Source organism: Acinetobacter nectaris CIP 110549 (genome assembly GCF_000488215.1).
GTDB classification, from domain to species: domain Bacteria; phylum Pseudomonadota; class Gammaproteobacteria; order Pseudomonadales; family Moraxellaceae; genus Acinetobacter; species Acinetobacter nectaris.
Map to the genome: position 1 here is coordinate 262,449 of NZ_KI530735.1, position 24,978 is coordinate 287,426.

General features: G+C 35.6%; 28 protein-coding genes. 13 read left to right on the top strand and 15 right to left on the bottom strand.

Annotated features, from left to right (window positions below):
- Nucleotides 1-25: 25 nt before the first annotated feature.
- Together pnuC and P256_RS11570 are read left to right on the top strand one after the other, a co-directional pair.
- Complete coding sequence (gene pnuC, locus P256_RS11565; protein WP_023273870.1) at nt 26-604, top strand: nicotinamide riboside transporter PnuC; 579 nt, start codon at nt 26-28, stop codon at nt 602-604.
- Nucleotides 605-663: 59 nt separating this feature from the next.
- Nucleotides 664-1,368, top strand: a complete 705-nt coding sequence (locus tag P256_RS11570) for a DUF421 domain-containing protein (protein ID WP_023273871.1) — start codon at nt 664-666, stop codon at nt 1,366-1,368.
- Nucleotides 1,369-1,400: 32 nt separating this feature from the next.
- Here the strand turns inward: P256_RS11570 and P256_RS11575 are convergent, their stop codons facing one another.
- Complete coding sequence (locus tag P256_RS11575) at nt 1,401-1,784, bottom strand: DUF3144 domain-containing protein (protein ID WP_023273872.1); 384 nt, start codon at nt 1,782-1,784, stop codon at nt 1,401-1,403.
- Between the two features lie 109 nt (nt 1,785-1,893).
- On the opposite strand from P256_RS11575, the gene P256_RS11580 reads away from it, so the two are divergent.
- Nucleotides 1,894-2,526 carry a hypothetical protein gene (locus P256_RS11580; RefSeq protein ID WP_023273873.1) on the top strand — a complete coding sequence of 211 codons (633 nt, stop codon included), beginning with the start codon at nt 1,894-1,896 and terminating at the stop codon, nt 2,524-2,526.
- A 36-nt stretch (nt 2,527-2,562) separates the two neighbouring features.
- Here P256_RS11580 and P256_RS11585 read toward each other — a convergent pair whose 3' ends face one another.
- Nucleotides 2,563-4,008, bottom strand: a complete 1,446-nt coding sequence (locus P256_RS11585; RefSeq protein WP_023273874.1) for a CYTH domain-containing protein — start codon at nt 4,006-4,008, stop codon at nt 2,563-2,565.
- 332 nt (nt 4,009-4,340) lie between these two features.
- Here P256_RS11585 and P256_RS11590 point away from each other — a divergent pair, with 332 nt between their 5' ends.
- Together P256_RS11590 and serC are read left to right on the top strand one after the other, a co-directional pair.
- Nucleotides 4,341-5,108 (top strand): OmpW/AlkL family protein, encoded by a 768-nt coding sequence (locus P256_RS11590; protein ID WP_023273875.1) that lies wholly within the window; start codon nt 4,341-4,343, stop codon nt 5,106-5,108.
- Between the two features lie 184 nt (nt 5,109-5,292).
- On the top strand, nt 5,293-6,372 hold the full coding sequence (gene serC / locus P256_RS11595) for a 3-phosphoserine/phosphohydroxythreonine transaminase (protein WP_023273876.1): 1,080 nt from the start codon (nt 5,293-5,295) through the stop codon (nt 6,370-6,372).
- A 57-nt stretch (nt 6,373-6,429) separates the two neighbouring features.
- Here serC and P256_RS13325 read toward each other — a convergent pair whose 3' ends face one another.
- Together P256_RS13325 and P256_RS11600 are read right to left on the bottom strand one after the other, a co-directional pair.
- Nucleotides 6,430-6,570: a hypothetical protein gene (locus P256_RS13325; RefSeq protein ID WP_023273877.1), complete on the bottom strand. Its 141-nt coding sequence runs from the start codon at nt 6,568-6,570 to the stop codon at nt 6,430-6,432.
- Between the two features lie 39 nt (nt 6,571-6,609).
- Nucleotides 6,610-7,551 carry a hypothetical protein gene (locus P256_RS11600; RefSeq protein WP_023273878.1) on the bottom strand — a complete coding sequence of 314 codons (942 nt, stop codon included), beginning with the start codon at nt 7,549-7,551 and terminating at the stop codon, nt 6,610-6,612.
- Nucleotides 7,552-7,753: 202 nt separating this feature from the next.
- Between P256_RS11600 and P256_RS11605 the strand changes: the two genes are divergently transcribed.
- The 4 genes from P256_RS11605 (at nt 7,754) to P256_RS11620 (ending at nt 12,941) form a co-directional block, all read left to right on the top strand.
- Complete coding sequence (locus P256_RS11605) at nt 7,754-8,221, top strand: YaiI/YqxD family protein (protein ID WP_228130240.1); 468 nt, start codon at nt 7,754-7,756, stop codon at nt 8,219-8,221.
- A 302-nt stretch (nt 8,222-8,523) separates the two neighbouring features.
- Nucleotides 8,524-9,759 carry a lipoprotein-releasing ABC transporter permease subunit gene (locus tag P256_RS11610; protein ID WP_023273880.1) on the top strand — a complete coding sequence of 412 codons (1,236 nt, stop codon included), beginning with the start codon at nt 8,524-8,526 and terminating at the stop codon, nt 9,757-9,759.
- Nucleotides 9,752-10,429: a lipoprotein-releasing ABC transporter ATP-binding protein LolD gene (gene lolD / locus P256_RS11615; protein WP_023273881.1), complete on the top strand. Its 678-nt coding sequence runs from the start codon at nt 9,752-9,754 to the stop codon at nt 10,427-10,429. Before P256_RS11610 ends, lolD begins: the two co-directional genes overlap by 8 nt.
- 40 nt (nt 10,430-10,469) lie before the next feature.
- The gene (locus P256_RS11620) at nt 10,470-12,941 is read left to right on the top strand and encodes a DNA internalization-related competence protein ComEC/Rec2 (RefSeq protein WP_023273882.1); all 2,472 of its coding nucleotides are present in this window, start codon (nt 10,470-10,472) and stop codon (nt 12,939-12,941) included.
- Nucleotides 12,942-12,947: 6 nt separating this feature from the next.
- Here P256_RS11620 and P256_RS11625 read toward each other — a convergent pair whose 3' ends face one another.
- On the bottom strand, nt 12,948-13,889 hold the full coding sequence (locus tag P256_RS11625; RefSeq protein WP_040332187.1) for a lysophospholipid acyltransferase family protein: 942 nt from the start codon (nt 13,887-13,889) through the stop codon (nt 12,948-12,950).
- Nucleotides 13,890-14,020: 131 nt separating this feature from the next.
- Between P256_RS11625 and sppA the strand changes: the two genes are divergently transcribed.
- Complete coding sequence (gene sppA / locus P256_RS11630; protein ID WP_023273884.1) at nt 14,021-15,052, top strand: signal peptide peptidase SppA; 1,032 nt, start codon at nt 14,021-14,023, stop codon at nt 15,050-15,052.
- A 49-nt stretch (nt 15,053-15,101) separates the two neighbouring features.
- On the opposite strand, the gene purN is transcribed toward sppA, so the two are convergent.
- Nucleotides 15,102-15,734, bottom strand: coding sequence for a phosphoribosylglycinamide formyltransferase (purN, locus tag P256_RS11635; RefSeq protein ID WP_023273885.1), 633 nt, complete (start codon nt 15,732-15,734; stop codon nt 15,102-15,104).
- Complete coding sequence (gene purM, locus P256_RS11640; protein WP_023273886.1) at nt 15,731-16,801, bottom strand: phosphoribosylformylglycinamidine cyclo-ligase; 1,071 nt, start codon at nt 16,799-16,801, stop codon at nt 15,731-15,733. Before purM ends, purN begins: the two co-directional genes overlap by 4 nt.
- Nucleotides 16,802-16,932: 131 nt before the next feature.
- Between purM and P256_RS11645 the strand changes: the two genes are divergently transcribed.
- On the top strand, nt 16,933-18,114 hold the full coding sequence (locus P256_RS11645) for an AI-2E family transporter (RefSeq protein WP_023273887.1): 1,182 nt from the start codon (nt 16,933-16,935) through the stop codon (nt 18,112-18,114).
- Nucleotides 18,115-18,125: 11 nt separating this feature from the next.
- Entirely contained in the window at nt 18,126-18,827 is a 702-nt protein-coding gene (gene hda / locus P256_RS11650; protein WP_023273888.1) for a DnaA regulatory inactivator Hda, read from the top strand.
- Here the strand turns inward: hda and P256_RS11655 are convergent.
- From P256_RS11655 to P256_RS11675, 5 genes are all read right to left on the bottom strand, one after another.
- Complete coding sequence (locus tag P256_RS11655) at nt 18,811-19,260, bottom strand: DUF3106 domain-containing protein (RefSeq protein WP_023273889.1); 450 nt, start codon at nt 19,258-19,260, stop codon at nt 18,811-18,813. The two genes, hda and P256_RS11655, sit on opposite strands and share 17 nt — an antisense overlap.
- Nucleotides 19,250-19,585 carry a hypothetical protein gene (locus P256_RS11660; protein WP_023273890.1) on the bottom strand — a complete coding sequence of 112 codons (336 nt, stop codon included), beginning with the start codon at nt 19,583-19,585 and terminating at the stop codon, nt 19,250-19,252. Before P256_RS11660 ends, P256_RS11655 begins: the two co-directional genes overlap by 11 nt.
- A complete protein-coding gene (locus P256_RS11665; protein ID WP_023273891.1) occupies nt 19,575-20,222 on the bottom strand; it encodes an RNA polymerase sigma factor in 648 nt (215 codons plus the stop codon). The genes P256_RS11660 and P256_RS11665 overlap by 11 nt, the downstream gene beginning before the upstream one ends.
- Before the next feature lie 141 nt (nt 20,223-20,363).
- Nucleotides 20,364-21,140, bottom strand: coding sequence for a TrmH family RNA methyltransferase (locus P256_RS11670; RefSeq protein ID WP_023273892.1), 777 nt, complete (start codon nt 21,138-21,140; stop codon nt 20,364-20,366).
- 61 nt (nt 21,141-21,201) lie between these two features.
- Nucleotides 21,202-22,173, bottom strand: coding sequence for a class 1 fructose-bisphosphatase (locus tag P256_RS11675; RefSeq protein WP_023273893.1), 972 nt, complete (start codon nt 22,171-22,173; stop codon nt 21,202-21,204).
- Between the two features lie 183 nt (nt 22,174-22,356).
- On the opposite strand from P256_RS11675, the gene P256_RS11680 reads away from it, so the two are divergent.
- Nucleotides 22,357-22,554, top strand: a complete 198-nt coding sequence (locus tag P256_RS11680) for an NF038105 family protein (protein ID WP_023273894.1) — start codon at nt 22,357-22,359, stop codon at nt 22,552-22,554.
- A gap of 31 nt (nt 22,555-22,585) precedes the next feature.
- Here the strand turns inward: P256_RS11680 and pal are convergent, their stop codons facing one another.
- The 3 genes from pal to tolA form a co-directional block, all read right to left on the bottom strand.
- On the bottom strand, nt 22,586-23,161 hold the full coding sequence (pal, locus tag P256_RS11685) for a peptidoglycan-associated lipoprotein Pal (RefSeq protein WP_023273895.1): 576 nt from the start codon (nt 23,159-23,161) through the stop codon (nt 22,586-22,588).
- Nucleotides 23,162-23,196: 35 nt separating this feature from the next.
- Nucleotides 23,197-24,477: a Tol-Pal system beta propeller repeat protein TolB gene (gene tolB, locus P256_RS11690; RefSeq protein ID WP_023273896.1), complete on the bottom strand. Its 1,281-nt coding sequence runs from the start codon at nt 24,475-24,477 to the stop codon at nt 23,197-23,199.
- A gap of 90 nt (nt 24,478-24,567) precedes the next feature.
- Nucleotides 24,568-24,978, bottom strand: a 411-nt coding sequence (gene tolA / locus P256_RS11695) for a cell envelope integrity protein TolA (protein ID WP_023273897.1), incomplete at its 5' end; no start/stop codon positions are given.

Sequence of the window (24,978 nt, forward strand, 5' to 3'; positions counted from 1 at the left end):
TATTCTTTGTCCAAATCTTATTCGCATGTCTAATTTAGAAATATTTGCAGTTCTTGTAAGTGTCATTGGTGTGGGACTTACAATTCTTCGCCATATGTGGTGTTGGTGGTTTAACCTTTTGGCTTATATCCTTTACGGTTATCTCTTCTTCGAATACAAGCTATATGGTGAAGTCATCCTACAATTTATTTTTTTAATCATGAATTTTTATGGCTTTTATTTCTGGTTGAAAACAAAACAAGAACAGCAAGATATACGTATTGAACCTTTAGCTATTAATCACCTTGTTCTGCAGATGATTCTTGCAGAATTATTTGGTTTACTATTTGGTTTTACATTAAAAACATTTACCAATGCTGCTGTACCCATGTTGGATGCACAGCTTGCAGCCTTTAGTTTGTTAGCAACCTATTGGACGAGTCGTAAATATATTGCTACGTGGCCTTTATGGGTAATTGTTGATATAATTTACGTGGGTATGTTTATGTATAAAGACTTATATTTAACAGCAGGTCTATATGCTGCATTTGTGATTATGGCACTTTATGGTTGGAAAAAGTGGAAGGCGGTCAAAGCGAACCAATCCAATGCGGTATTGTTATAAAAATAGTAAACATGACAAGCTTTATAAAATGAAATATCAATAAAAACAAAGGTATAAAAATGGGCTTAACATTTTATATATTTCTATTAGTAAAACTGGTAATTGCATTCACAATTATTATTTCATATATGAATTTTATTGGAAAAACGCAACTTACACAGTTCACAGCAGTAGACTTTATTGGCAACTTTATCTTTGGTGCGGTTGTTGGTGGGTCTATTTATAATGATGGTTTAAAGATTACAGAGTTTGTCTTATTGCTCTTGATAAGCGTAACTTTTATGTATTTTTTAAACTATTTATCGCATCATGTACTACGATTCAGAACCATTGCGATAGGTGAGTCTATTCCAATTATTCGGCATGGTAGGTTTTTACTCAATGATATTGAGCAAAAGCGTCGAAAGATTGATATGTTAAGAGTTCTTTCACAACTACATTGTATGGGCTATCACTCATTTCAAGAAGTTTACTATGCTGAAATTCAGCCTGATGGTCAGCTGGCTGCGGTAAAAGATACGGCAATACCTCCTTCTGAAATTTTCATTTTAAGAGGGCAATTGTTTAGTACACTCATAGAAGAGCAGGGTATTGACCGAGATCGTTTAGAAGAATTCTTATTGAATCATCACTTAGATTTATCAAATATATTTTTAGGTGAATATTATGATGATCATTTATTAATTACATTTAAAGATGGTAAAGAAAAGAGTTTTGATATCTCTGCAATTAAAATTAAAGAAGAGATAGAAGAGCCAAACTAGACTATAAAAAAGAGCTGTAACACAGCTCTTTTTTATTCGTGCTTATGATGATGAAATTCTTCATTTTTTCTAAAACGTAAATAGTTTTCAAATTGTTCACAATATTCATCAAAATTGTCTTCAAGCATCATTTGAAACTGCTGCATAAGGTATGAAATTACATCATCTTTTGACTTGCGCATTTCTTCGCTATTTTGAAATGTATTGGATGCTACCCATGTATTAAAGCGTGCACTGGCAAAAAGTAATGATGCGCTGACTTCGCTTCGGATTTGGGCTGGGCTTTCAGAATTTTTTTTCTTATCAGGGTGACAAAAGTCATTTGCTATTTTTATAAATTCATCTGCACGCTCAAAGAAAGCTGCATTTAATGCTTCATCTTCAGTAATATCCGTTGCATTTATTTTTTGAGTCATTATTTTATATCCATACAAAAATAGATTTTCATTATAACAAATGCTTGCTTAAACAAAACCATTCACTTAATCTGAATATAAATAGCCTAAGTTTTTGGTCGGTATAACTATGTCAGATGCAATTGAGATTCAAAATTTAAAGCAAGATATTCAACTTCTAAGACAAGAGTCTTGGCCACCAAAAAACATAGCATTTGTTGAAGGATTACCTATCTATTATGCACCACAAAGAGATGTCGAAGCATATTATCAGCAATGGCAGCCTCTTATAGAGAGAGCGAAGCAGTTATGTCAGCCATTTATGCAAGATGAAGTTGTAGATGAGATTCATTTGCCAAGCCATCTTAATTTACCTTTATTTTTTTTCCATGTAGATCGTATTCGTATTAATAAAACACGGGCAAAGGAATCTAAAACTTTTCGCAATGCTTTGACTCTTGTAGATAAATGTGGTCAATTTGATGATGCTGAGTTGTTCGCAATGAAATCATGGATTGATAGTGATGATACTGCGGCATTGGTTGCACATAGAGAATTTATTGATTTAAGGACATATGTTTTTCAACATGGAAGAAGTGATTATACAAGAACACGTTTTTATGTGAATGGAATTATTTTAGGAGTAAAAGAGCACTTTAAATTAGTAGATGCTCGAGATAAACCTCGAAAGCAACGAAGCGATAGCTATAGTGACCCAATAGCGGATAATGGTGTTTGGAAAGTATTTGGGAAATATAGATAACTGGCTTTTGGGTAAAAGCCAGTTAAGTTTAAAAACTTATTCTTCAATAGAAAGTTTATTCATAAGTTTATAGTAGCGTTTCAATATTTTATCTTCTCGTCCACTTATCCATCCTAAGAAGAAAAATTGCTCTGTTTTAATGGCTTTTACATGTTGTAAAACCACTTGTTTACTGAGTAAGTGATTCTTATATAAATCATATACTTCTGAGAAGTAATCTTTATCTACTTGGAGAGGTAAGAGATTTTTATGAGAGTGATTTAGACAATATTGGAATTGAGAGATCAGCATTAATGTTTGGGCATCTGGCTTACACTCTTCATTCTCTGGCTGAACTGTTTGAGCAAGTTGTTGTTTTAATAACTTATATCTTTTCGTAAGTATTTTTTCAAAACGTGGGCTTTCATCCTTTTGTTTTGTTTTTTCTAGAGGTAAGCCCAGTTTCATGAGCTCTAAAATAAGGCAAGTAAATGCAGGGGAGCGCACTGTTTTAGAAAACTCTAAACGATATTTATCTAGAACTCGATCAATATTTTTAAACTGATACGCTTCTACAGATTGCAATGTTTCATGTTTAAGATAATGAAGTACTGTAAAATCAATAAGCTGATTATTTAAGTCTAAAAGTATCTGCTTATTTTCGCTTATTGTATTTGGAATATACTCGATAAGTAGGTCTAAGGTATGGCAAATATTTTCTATAATAAGCTGGGTCGAAAAGAAGTGTTTTGCATCGGCAATTTGGTCTGAAATTACTGCAATATTTGGCAATAGCTGTTGAGTATATGATGCGATAATATTTTGCAGTGCTTGTTTGCCTGAAGCTTTTTTCTCAAGTGCTGTTACTTCAAAAGTTTTTGCAATATTGGTTGTCATATTACGTGCAAGTAAATTTCCACGTTCTGCTTTACTGCGTACATCTAACCAAATATGATACTTTTTAACCCAGTCTTGAACAAGATGAATAAGTTCATCAGTTTTGCCTTTTTTAAGCTCAAATTCTAACTCGTAAATCTCTTGTGTAACATCTTTACTGTTGCCAACAGTGCCAATATCAAGACAGATTTCAACTTCAGTATTTTCATGTTGTACGAGTTTAAAATCTCTTTCTACAATCGTTTCAAATTTTACTTGAAGAGGTTGTGCCTTAGTTTCTTTTAAAATGGTTGAGAGTATTTTTTGTGCTGTTTTGTCACTTTTATATAGTGATAAATCGACTTTAGGTACAGTATCAGAAACTCCTAGGTTAATTTCATTTTCATATCGAGCAAGTGCATTTTTACCTGCTTTTAGCGTTTGTACCCAGTCATTATCTTCTTTTCTTAAACGTAATGCGGCGAAGTTCTCTGCAAATAGGAAGTTTTCTGTATCTAGATATTGTGCATGTAATGATGTGTGCTCGGGAGAAAGCATTTGAATCGCTTTTTTTACGGTCAGCTTTTTATGCTGCGGAATTTGTAGCTTTAGCTCGACTTCATACATTAGAAAATCCTTAAAATATTAGATAGCTATATCTTAGTTTACTTGCTTTACGATATATATCGAAGAAATGCAGAGGTAACTTACAAACAGTTACATAAAAATTAATGTGTATTTTAGAAGGTTTTGATTAAAAAAAAGACAAATAGATGGGTTTAGAAATTATGATAAATTAGAGCTAAAACTTTAATAATTCATGTTTTTTTCATAATTTATATATTTTTTACATATTTTAAATAAAAAAATAGATTGAAAATTAAAGTAAATATTCTAATAATTTGCGTAATTTTTTATTGCACCTTGTGCAATTCACCTAATTTGGGATATGAAATATCATGAATAAGCTTACATATATGATCGCGCCAGTCGCTCTAGCTTTAGTAAGTGCAGCACATGCAGAAACGACAGACGGGAAAACTATTGCTGTTTCAGCAGGCTGGGCACACATCATGCCACAAGGCAGTAAGCAAGGTGTTTATTCAACGAGTAATAATAAACTTGTAAGTTCAACAGGATTTACATCTGATGCTGGTTTTGATTTAGAAAAAACAAATACAGCAGAGTTTAAGATTGATTATCTTGTGAATGATAATGTGAGCTTAGGATTGATTCTTGGTGTGCCACCACGTTTAGATATTAAAGGTGAGGGATCATTATTAAGCGGAAAACTGAATTTAGATAAATTTAGTAAAGTTGGCGATATTAAAGTTTATAGCCCAGTGATTACAGGTAAATATCATTTTGGTGCAGTTACTAATAAATTCCGCCCATATATTGGTGCTGGTTTAATGTATGCTCACTTTTCTGATCTGAAATTAGATTCAGGTATTCAAAATGATCCATTGTTAAAAGCAACAAATGGTTCTATCACAAATGTAAAAGTTAAAGATGCGATTGCACCAGTTGCTTTTTTAGGTGCTGACTATAATGTAAATAAAGATTGGTTTATTACAGCATCAGTAAGCTACGTTCAGTTAGATACACATGCAAGCTTAAATGTTTCAGGAAAGCATCCTTTAGCAGGGTCGTATAATGTACAGGGTGATACAAAAATTGAAATTAACCCAATTGTGACTTATTTAGGTTTTGGTTTCCGTTTCTAATTTCTGCACCATTTCGGATACACTCAAATAATTGAGTGTATCCGAGCTTTTATATTAAAAATATTAAAAAAGAAATGTCTTTTCGCTTTATTATCGTTTATATATAAGAATCTAAATTTAGTAAGTTTTGAACTTACTGTCAGATCTTAAACACTTTCGTATTGAATATATAAAAGGAAATCTTATGCGCGCGTACAATTTCTGTGCTGGACCTGCTGCATTGCCCACTGCTGTCTTAGAGAAAGCTCAAAGTGAATTATTAAATTGGCAAGGTAAAGGTGTTTCCATCATGGAGATGAGTCACCGCAATAAAGATTATGTTGCAGTTGCTGAGAAAGCAGAGGCAGATTTTCGAGATTTATTGAATATTCCTGATAATTATAAAGTCCTTTTTTTACAAGGTGGAGCAACACTTCAGTTTTCTGCAATACCATTGAATTTATTGGGTAAAAATAATCAGGCAGATTATATTTCTACAGGAATATGGTCAGAAAAAGCAATTAAAGAAGCACAGCGTTATGGGAATATCCATACAATTGATGCAACTTTCCAAAAAGAAGGCAAAACAGCCATTGCAGATAGCAGTACTTGGCAGCTATCTGAAAATGCAAGTTATGTACATTATTGTGATAATGAAACAATTGGTGGTATACAGTTTAATGAAGTTCCTAAAACAACAGCACCATTGGTTGTAGATTTATCCTCTAGTATATTATCTGCACCATTAGATGTTTCTAAGTTTGGTCTGATTTATGCAGGTGCTCAAAAAAATATTGGTCCTGCGGGTTTAACGATCGTTATTGTTCGTGATGATTTACTTGATCAAACAAAACCTGAGATTCCATCGTTATTAAAATACTCTGCACAAGCAGATAATGGATCTATGTTAAATACACCTGCGACTTATTCTTGGTATCTTGCAGGGTTGGTATTTGAATGGTTAAAAGAGCAGGGCGGTGTTGAGGCTATTCATCAAAAAAACCTTGAGAAAGCTAACTTACTTTATGGCTACATTGATCAAAGTAAGTTTTATGATAACCCAATTGCACAACCAAATCGTTCTATTATGAATGTACCATTTACTTTAGCAGACAGCTCTTTAGATAAAGAGTTTTTAAAACAAGCCGAGGCTGCTCATTTATTGAATCTTGCAGGTCACCGTTCAGTAGGCGGTATGCGAGCAAGTATTTATAATGCTGTGCCATTGGAAGGTGTGCAAGCACTGATAGAATTTATGGAACAATTTGCAACTAAACACGGTTAAGGTATTCTAAAAAAGCAAGATCTCTTTTAGACGAATAAAAGGGATCTTGCTTTTTAATTAGTAAATAGAGTGCAATAGGAATGCAATCATAAAAATACCAAGAAAAAAGAAGCAAATTGCACCTGTATCAATTTTAATCTTTGGCTGTGCATGATGGTGTTGTACGAGCGTATTTATTTGTTCTGGAGCGGTTTTCATTTATCAGTTCCAAATCATATAATATTCATTATATGGTTATTATTTACTCTCGATTGTAGAATAAATATTTGCTTGAATCCATATATTACCGCGGATATATTCACCTATTTCATAATTCTTATACAAATTATCTTTAGTAATAATACGAATGAGGGTTGCTTCTTCGTTATCTTCGAGTAAGAGCGTAACGTCATAGAGTGTATATACTTCACCGTTGAAGTCTAAATGACTTTTACCAACTATTTTCCCTTGAAACCATGCCTCATCTTCTTGGCCAATATTCTCACCATATAGATAAGCAACCATTTTAGAGAAGTCTACAGTAACTGGGGCTTTGTCATCTTCTGTTTTTGGCTGCCACTGATCAATCAACTCTTGTAGGTTAGCAGGTGCTACACCATTGTGCTCTGCCAAAATATCATTTAGTGCACGATGATGTTTTATTGATGCAGGATCATCAACAACAATATGCTCATCAGGGTTAACAGTATTTAATTCATATGCCCATGCAGTGAGTGATACAGCATAAGGTTGTGTTGTATCATATTGTTTATGATTGACAGTGTATAAATTGTCAAAAGCATAAACAGTTGCATTGTGACCTACATTGAGACGTAAAACTGCTTGGCTATTATTTTCACTACGAATAACTCTTTCAATTTTTGCAGTTGTTTTAAAAGGACTTTCAAAAATTGGGAAAGCTGTTTTAACAGCTCTAGGTTGGTTATTTTCAACAGCAATAACTTGCGCAATCTGAATTTTAGACTCACTTGGTCCTTGGATAAGCCAACAATTTTCATCCATATCACTTTCTGTTGGGCAAAGTCCCATAGGCATTATAGGTGAATTGAGTGCCTGACCTAACCATTGTGGCACTGTTTGAGTGGGATTGTTGGTAAGAAGACTCCAATGTTCAACATGGCTACCAAAATTTTTATCTTCAACAGTGATTGTTTCAGGTCTATTTTTTTGTATATTCATAAGCACGCTAAGTTTTATCCCTTTAGTTCACTATATCGTGCATTTTTCTCTATTTTTCAAGTCATTTGTATGAAAAGTTCGTAAATTTTAAAAATTCATGCATATTCTATAATCATTTTAAGCAGATTTCAGTGAGTAAATCTTTAGGGCATTTCATGGGATATCTTGTTAAAATAAATTTATTTAAAATGAAATGATTGCCGTGCTGAAGTTTAAGTTGTGGGTAGATGCTGATGCATTGCCAAGAATTTATAGAGATATTATTTTTAAAGCATCTGACCGCTATCAATTAGAAGTAGTTTTTGTAGCTAATCAACCCTTAGGAATAACACCATCTGTCCGCATTAAGTCCATACAAGTTTTAAGTGGTGCAGACCAAGCGGATAAAGAGATTGTTCAGCAGATGTGTGAGGGAGATATTGTGATTACTCAAGATATTCCACTTGCAGCAGAAGTGATTGAAAAAGGTGGTGTTGCGATTCATCCAAGAGGTGAGATTTATACCATTGCAAATATAAAGGCACGATTACACTTACGTGATTATATGGATACATTGCGTGGCGCAGGTGTACAGACAGGTGGACCGAAGCCACTTGGAGAAAGGGATAAAAGAGAGTTTTCCAGTGCTTTAGATCAGACAATACAACGACAAAAGCGCCGTTGTGTGTGAGAAATATCTATAAATGAATGTTAGGTAACATGCTTTGTACAATTGAATCGTATATGGTATCTGTAATGTGGTTTTAATTTATTTGAAATAAAGATAAGCTTTTGCCAATTTATTGATCTTTTTAAATTAAATCATCTTAATATATTATTCAATTTATGAGTTTGTTGTTTTGAGTGGTTCAAAAGATCATCAGTATCTTTTAAGGATATTATATCTTCACAAAGGATTGGATCATAAAATCTTAAGCAGTTGCGATATATATTGTTGCTGTATTTGTTCATAAATACCCGGATTTAGGTCGTATGTTTAAACCCATCTCGCTGTACATCGGTCTGAGATATACTCGCGCTAGGCGCAGTAATCACTTTATTTCTTTTATTGCGCTTGTTTCAATGATTGGGCTTACGCTAGGCGTTGCTGTGCTGATAACAGTACTTTCCGTCATGAATGGTTTTGACCGAGAACTGAAGACGCGTGTCCTTGGCATGGTGCCACAAGCTACAATATCTTCAAATGAAATTATTACAAACTGGCCGAGTTTGGCAGAAAAAGTGGCGAAGCAAGAACATGTAACAGGTGTTGCACCATTTACGCAGTTACAAGGGATGTTAACAGCTCAAGGGCAAGTGTCTGGGCTTATGGTAACAGGCATAGATGCCAAATATGAAAAGAATGTATCTATCATTCAAAATCATATGGTTGCAGGCAGTATAGATAACTTAACGAAGGGTAGCTTTGGTATAGTTATTGGGAAGCAACTTGCTGACTCATTTGGGCTTGGTTTAAATGATAGTGTGACTTTAGTATTACCTGAAGCGACACCATCACCTGCAGGTGTTGTTCCTCGATTTAAGCGCTTCAAAATTGTGGGTATATTTAGTATTGGCGCAGAAGTTGATTCTAGTATGGGATATATCAACTTGTATGATGCATCTACTTTATTACGTTTGCCAGATGGTGCGCAGGGGATTCGTTTAAAGCTTGATAATTTATTTCTTGCACCTCAAGTGAGCCAAAATATTGTACATCAGTTACCTCAAGGTTTTTATGCCTCTGATTGGACGTATACACATGGTAACTTGTTTAGTGCAATTCAAATGGAAAAGGCAATGGTCAGCCTTCTATTATTTTTAATTGTGGTTGTCGCTGCTTTTAATATTGTGTCTTCTTTGGTAATGGTAGTTACAGATAAAAAGTCAGATATTGCAATTTTAAGAACATTAGGTGCTTCACCAAGTACGATTACACGTATTTTTATGGTGCAAGGTACGATTATTGGTTTTGTTGGTACACTTACAGGTGCGGTACTCGGTATTATTCTTGCAACAAGTATTAGTAACATTATTGATTGGTTAAATACACGTTTGGGGTGGCATTTATTTGATGCTTACTTTATTAATTATTTACCCTCTTATTTAAGATGGCAAGATGTTGTTCTTATTGTGACTGTATCTTTAATCTTAAGCTTCTTAGCAACAATTTACCCTGCATTTCGTGCATCTAAAGTACAACCTGCGGAGGCTCTACGCTATGAGTAATATTGTATTAGAAGCAAAAAATATTTCAAAAACTTTTAGTGAAGGTAAATCTCATGTTGAAGTATTGAAGGGTTTATCTCTTCAGGTACATGCAGGAGAATTTGTTTCTATTGTAGGTTCAAGTGGGTCGGGTAAAAGTACGTTACTTCATGTTTTGGGTGGGCTAGACCGTCCCACGGAAGGTGAAGTATTTTTAAATGATAAGCGTTTTGACAACTTGAATGAAACACATCGTGGAAATTTACGAAATGCACATTTAGGATTTGTATATCAATTTCATCATTTGCTCCCTGAGTTTAGTGCGCTTGAAAATGTAGCTATGCCATTGATGCTGCGAAAGGGCACGCAATATAAAGAAGTAAAGGAAAAAGCAGAGTACTTACTAGAGCGTGTTGGACTATCACATCGACTCACACATAAACCAGGTGAGCTTTCAGGCGGTGAGAGACAGCGTGTGGCTTTAGCCCGTGCTTTGGTTGCTAAACCACAAGTGATGCTTGCAGATGAGCCAACAGGAAATTTAGATAGACATACAGCAAAAGGCATTTTTGACTTATTAAATGATTTAAAGGCTGAATTTAATATGGCAATGTTAATTGTTACGCATGATGAAGGTCTTGCTCGATCTGCTGATAAAATTTTGCATATGCAGGATGGTATTTGGGTTTAAATTTTATAAAAATATATTATATAATTATTAAGGCTCACAAATGTGGGCTTTAATTTTATGTATTTTAATTATGAGTGGAATGTTATATACAACACTAATTACATGGGTTTTAGGGCATGCATATATAGGTTCACCCATAATAGAGCCAATATCTTATACACGACTGCTTGTAATTGCTTTCATTGCACTATGTATTTTTATACCTATTAGGTGTGGTCTAAACTCTTTAAAATCATATCAAAAACTTATTTTTCAAGTCAGTATCAGCTTAACGATTGCTGTTATCAGTTTTTTATTTGCACAGACACATGCGCATAATGCATTACAAGAGCGATTGAAGAATCGGATTTTGGCAAAAGATACTGTGAAAGTGCTGGTGTATATTCAAAAAATGGATCAGCTAAAAGAGCAATCTATCCAACAAGATATACAGGTTTTTACACCTGACTCAAATGGAGCTTGGAGAGATTGGCGTACAAGCTTCTCTCTAAAAAAATATAAAGAAAACCCTTTAAAACTTGGTCATTATTATTGGTTAGAAGGTCAGGTTGATAAAATTCATGGGTATGCCACGCCGTATGCATTTGATAAAGAAAAATGGCTAATTGCACAGAATATTATGGGTACATTACGTATTACAAGTATTCAAGAGGCTGATGAACACATACTTAAACAAGATTATAGATATAAGTTATTTGTTCAAGAGCAAAACCATTGGTTTTCGCTTTGGCAATTAGCTATAGAAAAAAAGCGTTTGCAATATCGCCATTTTTTTGAGCAGCAGTCATTTAAGCATTCGGGGTTATTACTTGCCTTGTTAACAGGTGATGAAAGTCTCATTACAAGTCATACGCAGGAACAGTTTCAGCATTTAGGAATTAGCCATCTCTTGGCAATTTCAGGGCCACATATTCTTATATTTGCAGGTTTTATCACTTTCCTAATACAAGGAGTTATTTATTTTTTATTTCCAAATTTATATTTAAAGTATCCTAGAAAATATGTGCTCGCAATCCCTTTTCTCTTAGGAGTGTTATTTTACTGTGCATTTGTTGGCTTTGAAATTCCAGCGATACGTACACTCATTACGGTTGTTATTTTCACTCTATTTTTATTCTTAAAGCAAAAAGTATCTGCATTTTTTACAATTCTATTCAGTGCATCTGTGATGCTTTGGTTAGATGCTTTAAATATATTATCGGCTGCGTTTTGGCTATCTTATGGTGCATGTTTTGTTTTAATAAGAATTTATCAAATAACTGAACAAAGATCCCAAATCAGTTGGTTCAAGCGCATATTTAAACCTTTTGTTTCTTCTCAGTGGCAAATCTTTATCGCATTATTTCCTATTACACTTATATTTTTTCATCAAATTTCATGGTTTGCACCCTTTACCAATCTGGTTGCAATTCCTTTACTCGGGGGTGTTGTTGTACCCCTCATTATTTTTGCTGCATGTTTATTCAATGTCGTACCTGTTATAGGTTTCTATTGTTTTAAAATTGCAGATTGGGTTTTAGATGTTTTTTCTAAAATTTTAATGTATTTAGAAAAACTGCCACTGGCTACAGCATATATTCCTTTGAATACTTGGCAAATTGCATTATGTGCAATGGGTATATTGATATTGTTCCTTCCTAAAAGAACTTCACCAAAATTTTGGGCACTGGTATGTTTTTTGCCATGTATCTTACCTGTAAAGCAGGATAGAGATTTCGAGTTTAATGTACTCGATGTTGGGCAGGGGCAGTCAATTTTTATACGGCATCATGATTATAATATGTTGGTAGATACGGGTGGACATTTTAATGAGTCGAATTTTAGTTTAGCAAAGTCGATTTTACTTCCATTTTTGATGAAGAAGGGCATTGCTGATTTAGATCACGTATTACTCTCTCATTTGGATCAAGACCATAGTGGTGCATTCTCCGTATTGAAACAAAATATGCCTATAAAGCATGTTATGAGTAACCATGAGCCTAATGACTTAAAACAAATCAAAAAATTTGCCTATTGTCATGAAGGACAATTTATTCATTATGATCGTCTAAAAGTTCAAATTTTGTCGCCAAACTTAGATGGTTTACAACATGTTGAGAAGTCAGCAAATGAATATTCTTGTGTTGTTTATCTTTCTTATGAGAATGAAAATAAAAAGAGATTAAACTTTTTAATAATGGCTGATGTTGGTAATGAAACAGAACAACGTTTAATGAAAGAATATCCAAACCTACCTGTAGATATATTGGTACTTGGACATCACGGCAGTAAAAATAGTTCTTCCGAAACATTTTTGAGACATTATCAACCACAGATCGCGATTGCATCAGCTGGATATAATAATCGTTATGGGCATCCACATACAGATGTTATCAATCGTTTAGAGAAATTAGGTATTCCATTATGGGTAACAAGTGAAACTGGAGCAATTCAAATGACTTTACAGCAAAATGGTAGGATTGAATCTCAATTTTATCGTGATTCTAAAAGCTGGTTAAAATACGTAAAATAAATTTTCTTAATCGAGATGGCGTAATTTTTGAATACGGCTTAAAGCCTCTGCTTGTGGAATATCATAAAGGTTATGTAGCTCAGGGTTTGCTCTAAAGCGTTTATAACTCCAATGATAATGTTCAGGATGTTTTTGAATAAGTGTTTCTATCATTCTATTAATCTTTCTTGTACCTTCTACATCTGAACATTCGTAAATAGAAGAATGAATAGGCTGAATGACCATGTTGAAGCCAAAATTCTCATTGCGAATTGCATATAAAAATAGTGCACGTGCTTTAGTTTTTTGAATAAGTTTTGCTGAAAGTGTGCTAGAGGCCAATGGAATATTAAAATAGTCTACCATTGTACCACCAATGTGTGGCGTGTGATCGGGAAGGATAACAGTTGTGCCACCTTGTTTTAATGCTTTAAAAATTTGTCTTACACCAGATTCATCTGTTGGAACGAGTGTAGCACTTTCGCGTTCTCGTGCTTCACGTACAAAGCGGTCTGCCTCAGCATTTTTAATAGGTTTATACATAATCGTCATATTTGTATATTGAGCAAACCATGCATTCATAATTTCCCAAGTACCAAAATGAGGGACGATTAGAATGAGTCCTTTATTTTCTGCTAGTGCATCGTGAAAATAATGTTCACCTTCGATATGATGTATACGTTGAATATTTTTTTGAGTACTTGAGCCCCAAATGTTGAAAAACTCAAAATATGAAATCATTTCATTTTGAATAGCACTTTTAATAATCATCTGCCGTTTTTCATCTTCAAGATGAGGGAGTGCAATTTTAATATTTAAATGTGCAGATTTTGCAGTTTTAGAAATTTTAATATGGTTGACAATGATCGCCAAAAATCGTGCAACTGCACGTGTAAGATGTAAAGACGGCTTACTCATTACTTTAAGTAAACGGTAAGTAGATGAATTTTCTGCTTTAGGGTTTGACATCAGATAGAGGCGAGGCATTCAGAATTATTGTGCATGGCGTAGATTATAAGTGAAAATGTAGAAATTAGACAGCATTCACGAATTGAGTGTATATAATACAGGAGTATTTTTAATTATCTTGGATGTGATATATGTCCGATTGGCCACCAAAACCAACAGATCAAGCAATGAATAATCAATCAAACTCGCAACGAGAACAGAAAGGCAATGAGTGGGAGCTTCTAGAAAAAGTTGTCCTATCTTCTATAAATGAACAAAAGAAGACGAGAAAATGGGGCATATTCTTTAAAAGTTTAACGTTTATTTTTCTTTTTATTGTACTTTTTCTTCTTGTTAAAAGTTGTTCAATATCAAAAGATATGGATAGTGAAAAGTCAGTGGGCGACCACTTAGCTATTGTAGATATTCAAGGAACTATTGGTTCAAGTACAAAAGATGTTAATAGTGCTGATACTATCAAAGCATTAAAAGCTGCTTTTAAAGCAGAGAATAGCAAAGCGATTGTTCTGAACATTAACTCTCCAGGTGGTTCTCCTGTTGAGTCAGATAATATTTGGCAAGAGATTCGCTATTTAGAAAAAGAGCATCCAAATAAGAAAGTATATGCTGTTATTGGAGACATGGGGGCATCAGGTGCTTACTATATCGCATCAGCAGTAAATGAAATTTGGGTTAATCCATCAAGCCTTGTTGGTTCGATAGGTGTGATTATGCCAAATTATGGTGTAGCAGGTTTAGCACAAAAATTGGGTGTTGAAGACCGTACCATGACATCGGGTGCAAATAAAGATATTCTCAGTATGACAAAACCGATTAATCCTGCACAGAGAGAACATGTACAGGCAGTTTTAGATGATGTCCATCAGCACTTTATTGACGCAGTAAAAGAAGGTCGTGGAGATCGTCTTAAAAATGCAGACCCAAGTGTATTCTCAGGTTTGTTTTGGTCGGGAAGTCAAGCAATTAAGCTTGGTATAGCAGATCATGCTGGAAATCTAGAAAGCTTGAAGCGCACGCTGAAAATATCTAAAACTGTTGATTATACTGTTGAGCATAATCCATTAGAGTCTATCTTAGGAAAAATGGGAGCAGAGATGGGGCAAGGTTTAGGTGCTTCGTTGACACAACAGTTAGAAGCTAAACAGCAGGCAAGTTTACAGTAGTCATTAGCATATAATAAAAAAAGCGCATCTTTGTAGATGCGCTTTTTCGTTAAATTGAACAAACCTGAAAAGGTTGTGTTAATTTTTTTCCATTTAATGAAACATAGTCTGCATTTGTATAGGTTAGCTTTTCTGTACAAATCCACTCAGTAACCATTGGGTAAATACGATGTTCTAGCAAGTGCACACGCTGTGCGAGAGTGTCTTGTGTGTCGTGAGGTAGGACCTCAACAACACCTTGAGCAATTGCCTGACCTGCATCAAGTTGTGGTGTGACAAAATGTACAGTACAACCATGCCAACGATCACCTGTTTGAAGGACACGTTGATGTGTATGCATACCTTTATAGGCAGGAAGTAGAGAAGGATGAATGTTTAACATTTTCCCTTCCCACTGCATGACAAAGTCAGTGCTTAGAATACGCATGAACCCAGCTAAAATTACGAGGTCTACATTCCATTTGCAAAGCTGTTGATGCATTGCTTGATCAAAAGCTTCACGTGTTGGATAATTACGATGTTCAATAACGCAAGTTGCAATATTGGCTTGGGCAGCACGTTCTAAAGCAAAAGCATTTGCTTTATTTGAAAGTACGCCAACAATTTGACCTGATAGATTTGCATCAATAAGTGCTTGCAAGTTACTGCCATTGCCTGAAACTAATACTGCAATTTTTTTCATTCGAAAATCACACGAATTTTTTCGTCTGCACCTTCAACTGACGCTTCATTCTCTTGAATGTAGCCAATTTCCCATGCTTTTTCGCCTTGCGCATTTAGAATCTCAATCGCTTTTGCTGCATTTTCTTTAGCAAGTGCAATGACCATTCCAACACCACAGTTGAAAGTACGATACATTTCAAACTGTTCAACGTTACCTTCACGTTGTAGTAGATTGAAAAGTTCAGGCCATTGCCAAGAAGATTCATTGATAACAGCTTGTGCACCATTTGGTAACACACGTGGCAGATTTCCTGGTAAACCACCACCTGTGATATGTGCCATTGCATGGATATCAACTTGTTTGTAAAGCTCTAAAATTGGCTTAACGTAAATACGTGTTGGTTCCATAACTACATCTGATAATGGGCGACCATCTACAGTTTGAGTAAGATCAACATTTTTTACATCTAAGATTTTACGTAAAAGAGAGTAGCCATTTGAGTGTGCACCAGATGAAGCAATACCAATAAGTACATCACCTGATTTTACTTTTGAACCATCAATAATTTTACTTTCTTCAACAACACCTACTGAGAATCCAGCAAGATCGTAATCTTCGCCTTCATACATGCCTGGCATTTCTGCTGTTTCGCCACCTACAAGTGCACAACCTGCAAGTTCACAACCTTTACCAATGCCTGTTACAACATCAGCAGCAACATCTACATTAAGATGTCCTGTTGCATAGTAGTCGAGAAAGAAAAGCGGTTCAGCACCACAAACAAGTAAATCATTTACACACATTGCGACAAGGTCTTGTCCAATAGTGTCATGTTTTTTAAGGTTAAGCGCAAGGCGTAGTTTTGTACCTACACCATCTGTACCAGATACGAGTACAGGCGATTCATAACCTTTAGGGATTTTGCATAGTGCACCAAAGCCACCAAGTCCACCCATAACTTCTGGGCGAGTTGTACGCTTTGCGACTGATTTAATGCGACCAACAAGGGCATCACCTGCCTCAATGTCTACGCCTGCATCTTTGTAACTTAAACTGGTATTTTGGTTAGAAGTTGAGTTGCTCATGTATGAAGTCTCCGCTTTGCCCGCACAATTATAACCTATATACGAAACTGTTATGTTATTTATCCAACAAAATGTTATCTTTAAGTGCATTATCCTTATAAATATTTCAAAATTCTAATAGGCGAGTCGCAATGGTTGATCGTACGTTGAGTCGAATTTTTATATTGGCTGGGTTAGCACTCTTTTTTTGGTTGGTTTTTATACTTAAACCAGTGGTTATTCCTTTTATTGCTGCTTTTGTAATTGCATATCTCTTTAGTGGTTTAGTGGGAAGGCTATCTAAAATTGGGTTACCTCGTTGGCTTTCTACAAGTATTGTTTTTATTGGTATTGGTGTCGGTATATTCTTTGCGACTTGGTACATTATTCCTGTACTTTGGAAGCAAATTATTTATGCACGAGATGGTATTCCTAATGTCATTCATTGGATTAATCACACGGTATTGCCATGGGCAACGCATACCTTTCGCTTAGAGCCAATGTCTATAGATACAAATCAAATTACAGATACAATTATGCAATATGTTCAAACGAATTATAGCGTTAATAGTATTCAAAGTTTGGTTTTACGGTTAGCACAGTCAGGACTTAACTTTATACAATTAGGTGGTACTGTTGTTTTAATACCAATCATTTCATTTTACTTCTTGCTTGATTGGAACAGAATGTTAGAGCAAATGCATCGTTTAATTCCAAGACCTTATGAGCGTGTTACATTACAAATTGTGAAAGAATGCCATAGCGTGTTGGGTGCATTTGTAAAAGGACAATTCCTTGTTATGTTTTTACTTGGTGTTGTTTATGCAGTTGGTCTTCAACTTATTGGTTTAGAAGTTGGTTTAATGATAGGAATGATTGCAGGTTTGGCAAGTATTATTCCATATCTTGGCTTTGCTGTTGGTATCATTTCAGCAGTTGCTGCAACCTTCTTCCAATTTGGATTGGACTGGATGCAACTTATTTTTGTTGGAATTGTCTTTATGATAGGTCAGGCAATTGAAGGGTATATACTCCAACCATTTTTATTAGGAGATAAAATTGGCTTGTCTCCTGTTGCTGTTGTTTTTGCAGTACTTGCAGGCGCACAGCTAGGTGGAATTTTAGGTATGCTGATTGCTTTACCTGTTGCAGCAATTTTAGTTGTATTATTAAAGCATGTGCGCGATTTTTATGAAGGTTCTTCATTGTATGGTCAGAAACATGACTTTATGAATATGTCAGTAGATAAAGGTATGCATATCCATTCAGAGGAAATTGAAATTAAAACGAATATCAGCTCAAACAAAGATAAAAAATCTACAGATCGTGAATAGGTTGTATCTAAATGCGTCAACTACAATTAAATATTGAACCCCAATTAGATGCACGTATTAGTGATTTTTCAGGCCCAAGTTGGGGAAGTGTAATTGACGCTATACGTCAATTACATACAGGGCTTATTCAGCAATTTTATATTTATGGTGAAGGTGGTGTAGGTAAAAGCCATCTATTATCTGCGATTTGTGATTCTTATTTAGAGTTAGGTAAGTCAGCAATACATGTGTCTTTACTTGAGCTCTTAGATGCACCTATTGAAGCGATTACATCGCTTGAGAAATATGACCTTGTTGCTTTAGATGATATTGAAACAATTAGTGGTGTTAAGCATTGGCAAAAGGCAGTTTTTCATTTAATTAACTATAATAATCAGGAAGATGGACAACTTATTTTTTCATCAAGATGTGCACCTATTGAATTAAAACTTGAACTTCCTGATTTACAGTCACGTTTAATGCAGGCAGTGAGTGTGCGATTACCTGATGGTCAGTCGTATTCAGATAGAGAAGCTTTGGTGAAGTCAGTTCTAAATAGGAGAGGCATTCTTCTTGATCCACAAATTGTGGAATACTTATTAGATCATGGGCCTCATAAAACTGCATTGTTATTGCAAATTATTGAAAGATTAGAGAGTTTGTTAAAGGGAGAGAAAACAAAGCTATCTAATGCAACTTTGCGCCAAATTTATGCATTTATTGATGAGTATTAGTAATAGGCATGGATGCTTCATTTAAATCTTGTTGAGCAATCGTTTGATATTTATTTAAGTAGTCTTCACGAATTTGGTCTCGCTCTTCCTTTGAGCTGGCTTGTTGCATTTGTTTTTTCATTTGCTGTCGTTCTGCATTATTCATTTGTTGCCAAGCTTCTCGCATTTTTTGCTGTTCATCTTCAGGAAGCTGGGTAAACCAATCCATTTTTTGCTGTAATGCACTACGCTGTGCTTCAGGAATATCTTTAAGGTTTTGATAACGTTGTAATAAACTTTCTTGTTGTTGTGTCGAGAGTTCATTCCAGTTGTCATCTACAGGTGTGATGTCATTTTTATGGGTAGAGAATGGCCAAAAGCTGTCAAAGCGAGCAGAACTCGTTTGTAAAAAAAATAATGTACCAAGCATGAGTATCAGCTTTTTAGCTTCCATGAGTATGACTATCCTCACCAAATACCATAACCATTTCCAAATCATCAACCATTTGTGGTGAAAGTTTCGTTGTATTCGTATTTATCATTGTTTGGGTGTTATGTCCTTTTGTTGCTAGGTTCATTGTATTTGGGAAAATAACAATACCTGCAAGGGCAGCAGCAATCGCAAACCCTGTCACTTTCCAAACAGGTGCTAATTTTTTAGATGGTGTTGTTATTTCTGCTAAAACACTTTGCATAACACGTTGTTTATTTCGATGTGCGTGTGCAAGCTTATCAAGTTTTTGCGTTACATTTTTTGCAAAATCATCATTATGACTCATGTGATGATCCTCCATATTCGTTATGAAGATGCGATAATTTCTGTTTTAAACTCTGTATCGCACGGTGATAATGTGTTTTGACACTTCCTTCAGTACATTGCATGATTTGGGCTGTGGTTTGTGTGTCAAATTCCTCCCAAGCACGGAGCATAAATGCTTGTTGCTGTCGGGTAGGTAGGTCTTGGATTGCACTACGAATTTCTTCAATTGTAGCTGTTTGTACAAGTTGTAAAGATGGTTCAAGCTGTTGCTCATCAGCGATATTGATTTCTTCATCAATTTCATCTTCCGATGGTGCCTTGCGAAAAAAAGAAAAAAGATTAGTATGCCTTTTTTCTTTTCTTCTCCAATCTTGTAACTTGTTATTTAAAATAGTATAGAAAAGAGGGTACCACTCATCTAATGTTTTATTAGGATAGGCACGGTGTAATGCAATAAATGCTTCTTGGACTAAGTCCATGGCAATGCCTTGTTGATTTTGGGTTGCGGTTTCCATCATAACAAGTGCGCGGCCTGTAACATCATGCATAAAAAACTTCAGGCGTTGTTCTACTGAAGTTTTTGGATGGCACACCAATTCTTTGGTTGGTTCAGTGTCATTTGGTGTTCGATCCATAGAGATGGAGTATCCTGTCATCCAATCCCCATCCTGCTTTTACTCTACGTATTTAATACAATAACGTTAGATAAGCAGAATAGGTTGACATATATAGAAAGATTTTTAATTTTAAATGATTTCTATAAGCGGATGACATTTTTATACAATAAATGCACGAATTTATTGTCTTTGTCGAACCATCTCAAAAAAACAAATTGAACCTGCAATAGCAACATTTAAAGATTCCTGACCACCGGGTTGAGGAATTGCTACAGCCTGTGCATTTTCTAGGGCATAAGGAGATGCACCTTGTCCTTCATTACCGAGTACCCATGCACATGGTTGAGTTAGATTTTGTGTATATAGGCTCTGCGGTTTATGAGAGCTTGTAACATAAACTGGAATATTAAATTGAGGTAAAATATCTTCAAGATGTATATTTTCAAAGCATTCTAGAGAGAAGTGTGCACCCATACCTGCACGTAATACGCGGGGTGACCACAAAGAGGCAACACCTTTTGTGCAAATGATTTGCTTAATATTTGCAGCAGCGGCAGATCTAAGTAATGTACCTACATTTCCTGGATCTTGTACATCATCTAATATAAGTGTATCTACATTAAAGTTCAGAGACGAGCTTTGCTGAGGTGTTTCAATGACTGCAAGACAGGGTAAAGTCGTACCTAAAGTACTTAAATCACGATACAGTACCTCACTCAAAATAAAAATATGACCCTTATAAATTTGTTGGATCTTTTTTAAATCTATATGTTCAAGAGCAGCTTCTGTCGTGAACAGTGACGTAATGTGTTGGTTTTGTTGTAACCAAGCTAGACTTAAATGTGTGCCTTCTAAAACTGTTTGCTTATGTTTTTTGCGATAGTTATTGAGTTCAATTAAAGCGCGTAAATGCTTGATTTTGGCATTTTCTTTTGATTCAAGATAAATAACTGACATAGATAATACCGCTTAGATGTAAAATAATTACTATTTTACATCTAAGTTAAAAAATAAAAAATTAGTGATAGCTTTCGACAAGATTAACTTCATCTTTTGCACCAAGAATAACAGGAACACGCTGGTGTAAACCTGTAGGTACAACATCCATAATACGCATACGGCCTGTTGAAGCGATTCCTCCTGCTTGTTCAATAAGCATGCTCATTGGGTTTGCTTCATACATTAAACGTAAGCGACCAGGTTTTTCAGGGTTTTTTAAGTCATATGGATACATAAAAATACCACCACGACTTAAAATACGATGAATATCTCCCACCATACAAGCAATCCAGCGCATATTGAAGTCTTTACCACGTATACCTGTTTTACCTTCTAATAGCTCATCAATATAGCGTTTAACAGGTTCTTCCCAATGACGTTGGTTTGAAGCATTAATTGCAAATTCTTGTGTTTGAGCAGGAATAGTGAGGTTTTCCTGTGTAACCACAAATTCTTTAAGGTCAATGTCGTATGTAAATAGAATAACACCATCGCCAAAAGTAAGTGCAAGCATTGTTGATGGACCATACATCACATAACCTGCTGCAACTTGACTTGTACCCGGTTGCATAAAGTCTTCTAAATCAGGGATGCTTTTTTTAGCTGGGAGCACAGAAAAGATTGTACCAACACACATATTAATATCAATGTTACTTGAGCCATCTAATGGATCAAATAAAACAAGATATTCGCCATTTTCTTGTGCTGGTGTAAACTCTTCTAGCTCTTCTGATGCAAAAGCACCCACATTTGGGTGCTTTTGTAATGCATCAATAAATTGTTGATTCGAAAAGATATCTAATTTCTTTTGCGTTTCGCCTTGTACATTTTCATGTTCAGCACTTCCAAGAATACCTGCGATAGCACCTTGTTGTAGGTTATAGTCAATGACTTTGCAGCATTGTGCGATCGCATCTATGACACTCGCCAGTTCAGGTGTTAATGTTCCCGTTTTTTGTTGTAAATATTGGGATAAAGTTGTGTTCGACATACTGAGAATGCTCCAAAAACTGTGCAATTTTTTCTTGGCTAAATAAAAACTTGGCTATTTTAGATGAGATTTGTGAAAAATAAAATTTTTCTTGGACATATTATCAATTTTTTTATACTTACAGGCTCTAAATAACATGCTATGTTAAGTAATCGTCGCAATTTCTTCATGCGGGAGAACATCATGACAGTAAAAAAATTTGATGCAGTACCAACGCCATCTGAAGCTCTAGACTTAAAAGGGATATCGGAGGAATGCATAAAGCTTGCTTGGGAGAGTTATGAGTCAAAACCTGAGTATAAATCATTTAATAAACATGACATGATTGAATCAATTCAAATTGACAATGAGATGAAATTGAAAAATAAAAGTTCAAATTAAAAAGCGCCCAAATTGAGCGCTTTTTTATATTTTAGCGTAACAATGGTGGTACTGCTTCGTAGTTAATTTCTACGCGGCGGTTTTCAGCCCATGCAGCAGGCGTATGTGCAGGGTTAATAGGCATTTCTTTACCATAACTAATTGCTTCAAGCTGGCTCGGACTCACACCAATTGAAATAAGGTAACTTTGAACAGCTTTTGCTCGGCGTTCACCTAAAGCCATATTGTACTCACGAGTACCACGCTCATCGGTATGACCTGTAAGTGCAACATGTGATGTTGGATTTGCTTGTAAGAACTGAGCATGTGCTTGTAATGTTTGATAGTCTTGTTGTGAGATAGAGCTACTATCAAAGTCAAAGTGTACAACACGATTAGCAAGGAATGCTTTGTTTTCAGGCGTTACACCTTTAGATGATGCACCTGTTAGGTTTTTCGCATCAAGTGCTGCATCATCACTCAGACCATTTGTATTTACAGGCATAATAGGTGCTGCTGTAGAAGGATTTTGTGTTGTTGTCGCTTCTGTTGCAGGTTTACGACTTGCACAACCTGTAAAAAGGAGTGCAGAGGCGATCATCGGAATCACTAAATATTGAGCTTTCATGTTATTCTCCATGTATAAAATAGGTTCTTATCAAGTTATTTAGGTGCCCAAGCAGGCTCGCGTACTTCTCCTTGTTCACTTGGCAAATTCATGCGAAATTGTCCATTAATTGAAACGATAGATAATAAACCACGATTGCCTTCTTGAGTTGCGTAAACAACCATTTGCCCATTTGGCGAGAAGCTCGGTGATTCGTCCAATGTTGTTGGAGTAAGTATACTCACAACACCACTATTTAAATCTTGAATAGCAATTTTATAATCACTTCCTGACTGACGACTGACCATTGCAAGTTTACTGCCATCTGCATTTAGTGTGCTACGTGCATTAAACGAGCCTCTAAATGTTAAACGTTTGCTTGAACCATCTGCAAAGTTATATCTATAGATTTGTGGAGAGCCTCCACGGTCAGAGGTAAAGATAAATGATTTTCCATCTGGGGCATATCTTGCTTCGGTATCAATTGCAGAGTCGTTGGTAAGACGCTCAATTGCATGTGTTGCAAGGTTCATTTGATATATATCTGGATTGCCATCCATTGAACCTGTAAACAACATTGACTTACCATCTGGAGAAAAGCTAGGTGCGCCGTTTAAACCTTGATAATGGGTAAGCACTTGGCGTTGCCCTGTAGAAAGGTCTTGTAAGTAAATGCGAGGACGTTTTGTCTCAAAAGATACATAACCTAGCTGTTTTCCATCGGGTGTCCATGTTGGAGATAGAATAGGGTAGTGCGATGATAAGACTGTAAAAGGTCTTTCGCCGTCAGTATCGGCAATTTGTAATGTATAACGTTTATCTGGTGTTGAAGCATTTCGTAGTACGTATGCAATACGACCGCTAAAGCTTCCGGGAACACCCGTTAGAGCTTGATATATTGCATCACTAATTGCATGTCCTGCTTGACGTGTACGTGAAGTAGGTGCAGTTAAAACTTCATTCAATAAGTATTTCTGATTATTGACATCATAAAGCTGATAGTGAATTTGGTTTGTATTGGCATCTAATGCCGTAACTTTACCAACGACAACATAAGGAATATTGGCATTTTTCCAGCTATCTGCATTAATTTGACTGAGTTCTGCCGTTGTTGGTAAGCCTTGAGATGCGCTTGTAAATCGACCTGAATGGTTTAAGTCATTTTCAACAATAGGATAAATGGTCTGGTCGGTGGAGAATGGCACAATAGCAATTTTAGGTGCAGCATCCGGTGCTTTGGCAATTTCTAGATGTAGTTGAGCAGACGCAGTTTGTACAAAAAGAGGGGACGTCGCTAAAATAACTAAAGCCAGTAAAGATTTACGATTCATTTCCATAATTATTGTGCACACATAATGAGGTTTTGAATAAATGATTTAAAGTAACATCATTTACATGACTGTAAATGATGTTACACCAATAAAGTATTACTTTGCTGTAAACGTTGCACTAAAAGAACGTGCATCACGCCTAGCATCAGGGTCGCTTGGCATTGGGTAAGGTGCTGCCTGACGAATTGCTGCTTCAACACTTGCTTGTACATCAGGGTCACTTGAGTTGACAAGAACTGAAGTCACGCCACCTGAATCATTAAGAGTCACACGAACACTCGCAGTTTTTCCTTTTGAACCCGTTGGTACATCCCAAACGTGGTAAATCTTCTGTTGAAAGTCATGCTTAGCTGATGATGCAATTCTTCGAGATTCAGCCCTTTTATTTGCTGCTGCCTCAGCAGCCTTCTGTTTAGCTTCCAAAGCCTGCTGTTGCTTGGCTTCTTCAGCCGCTTTTTCTTTCGCTTCAGCGGCAGCCTTTTGTTTAGCTTGTAGCGCTTCTTGATG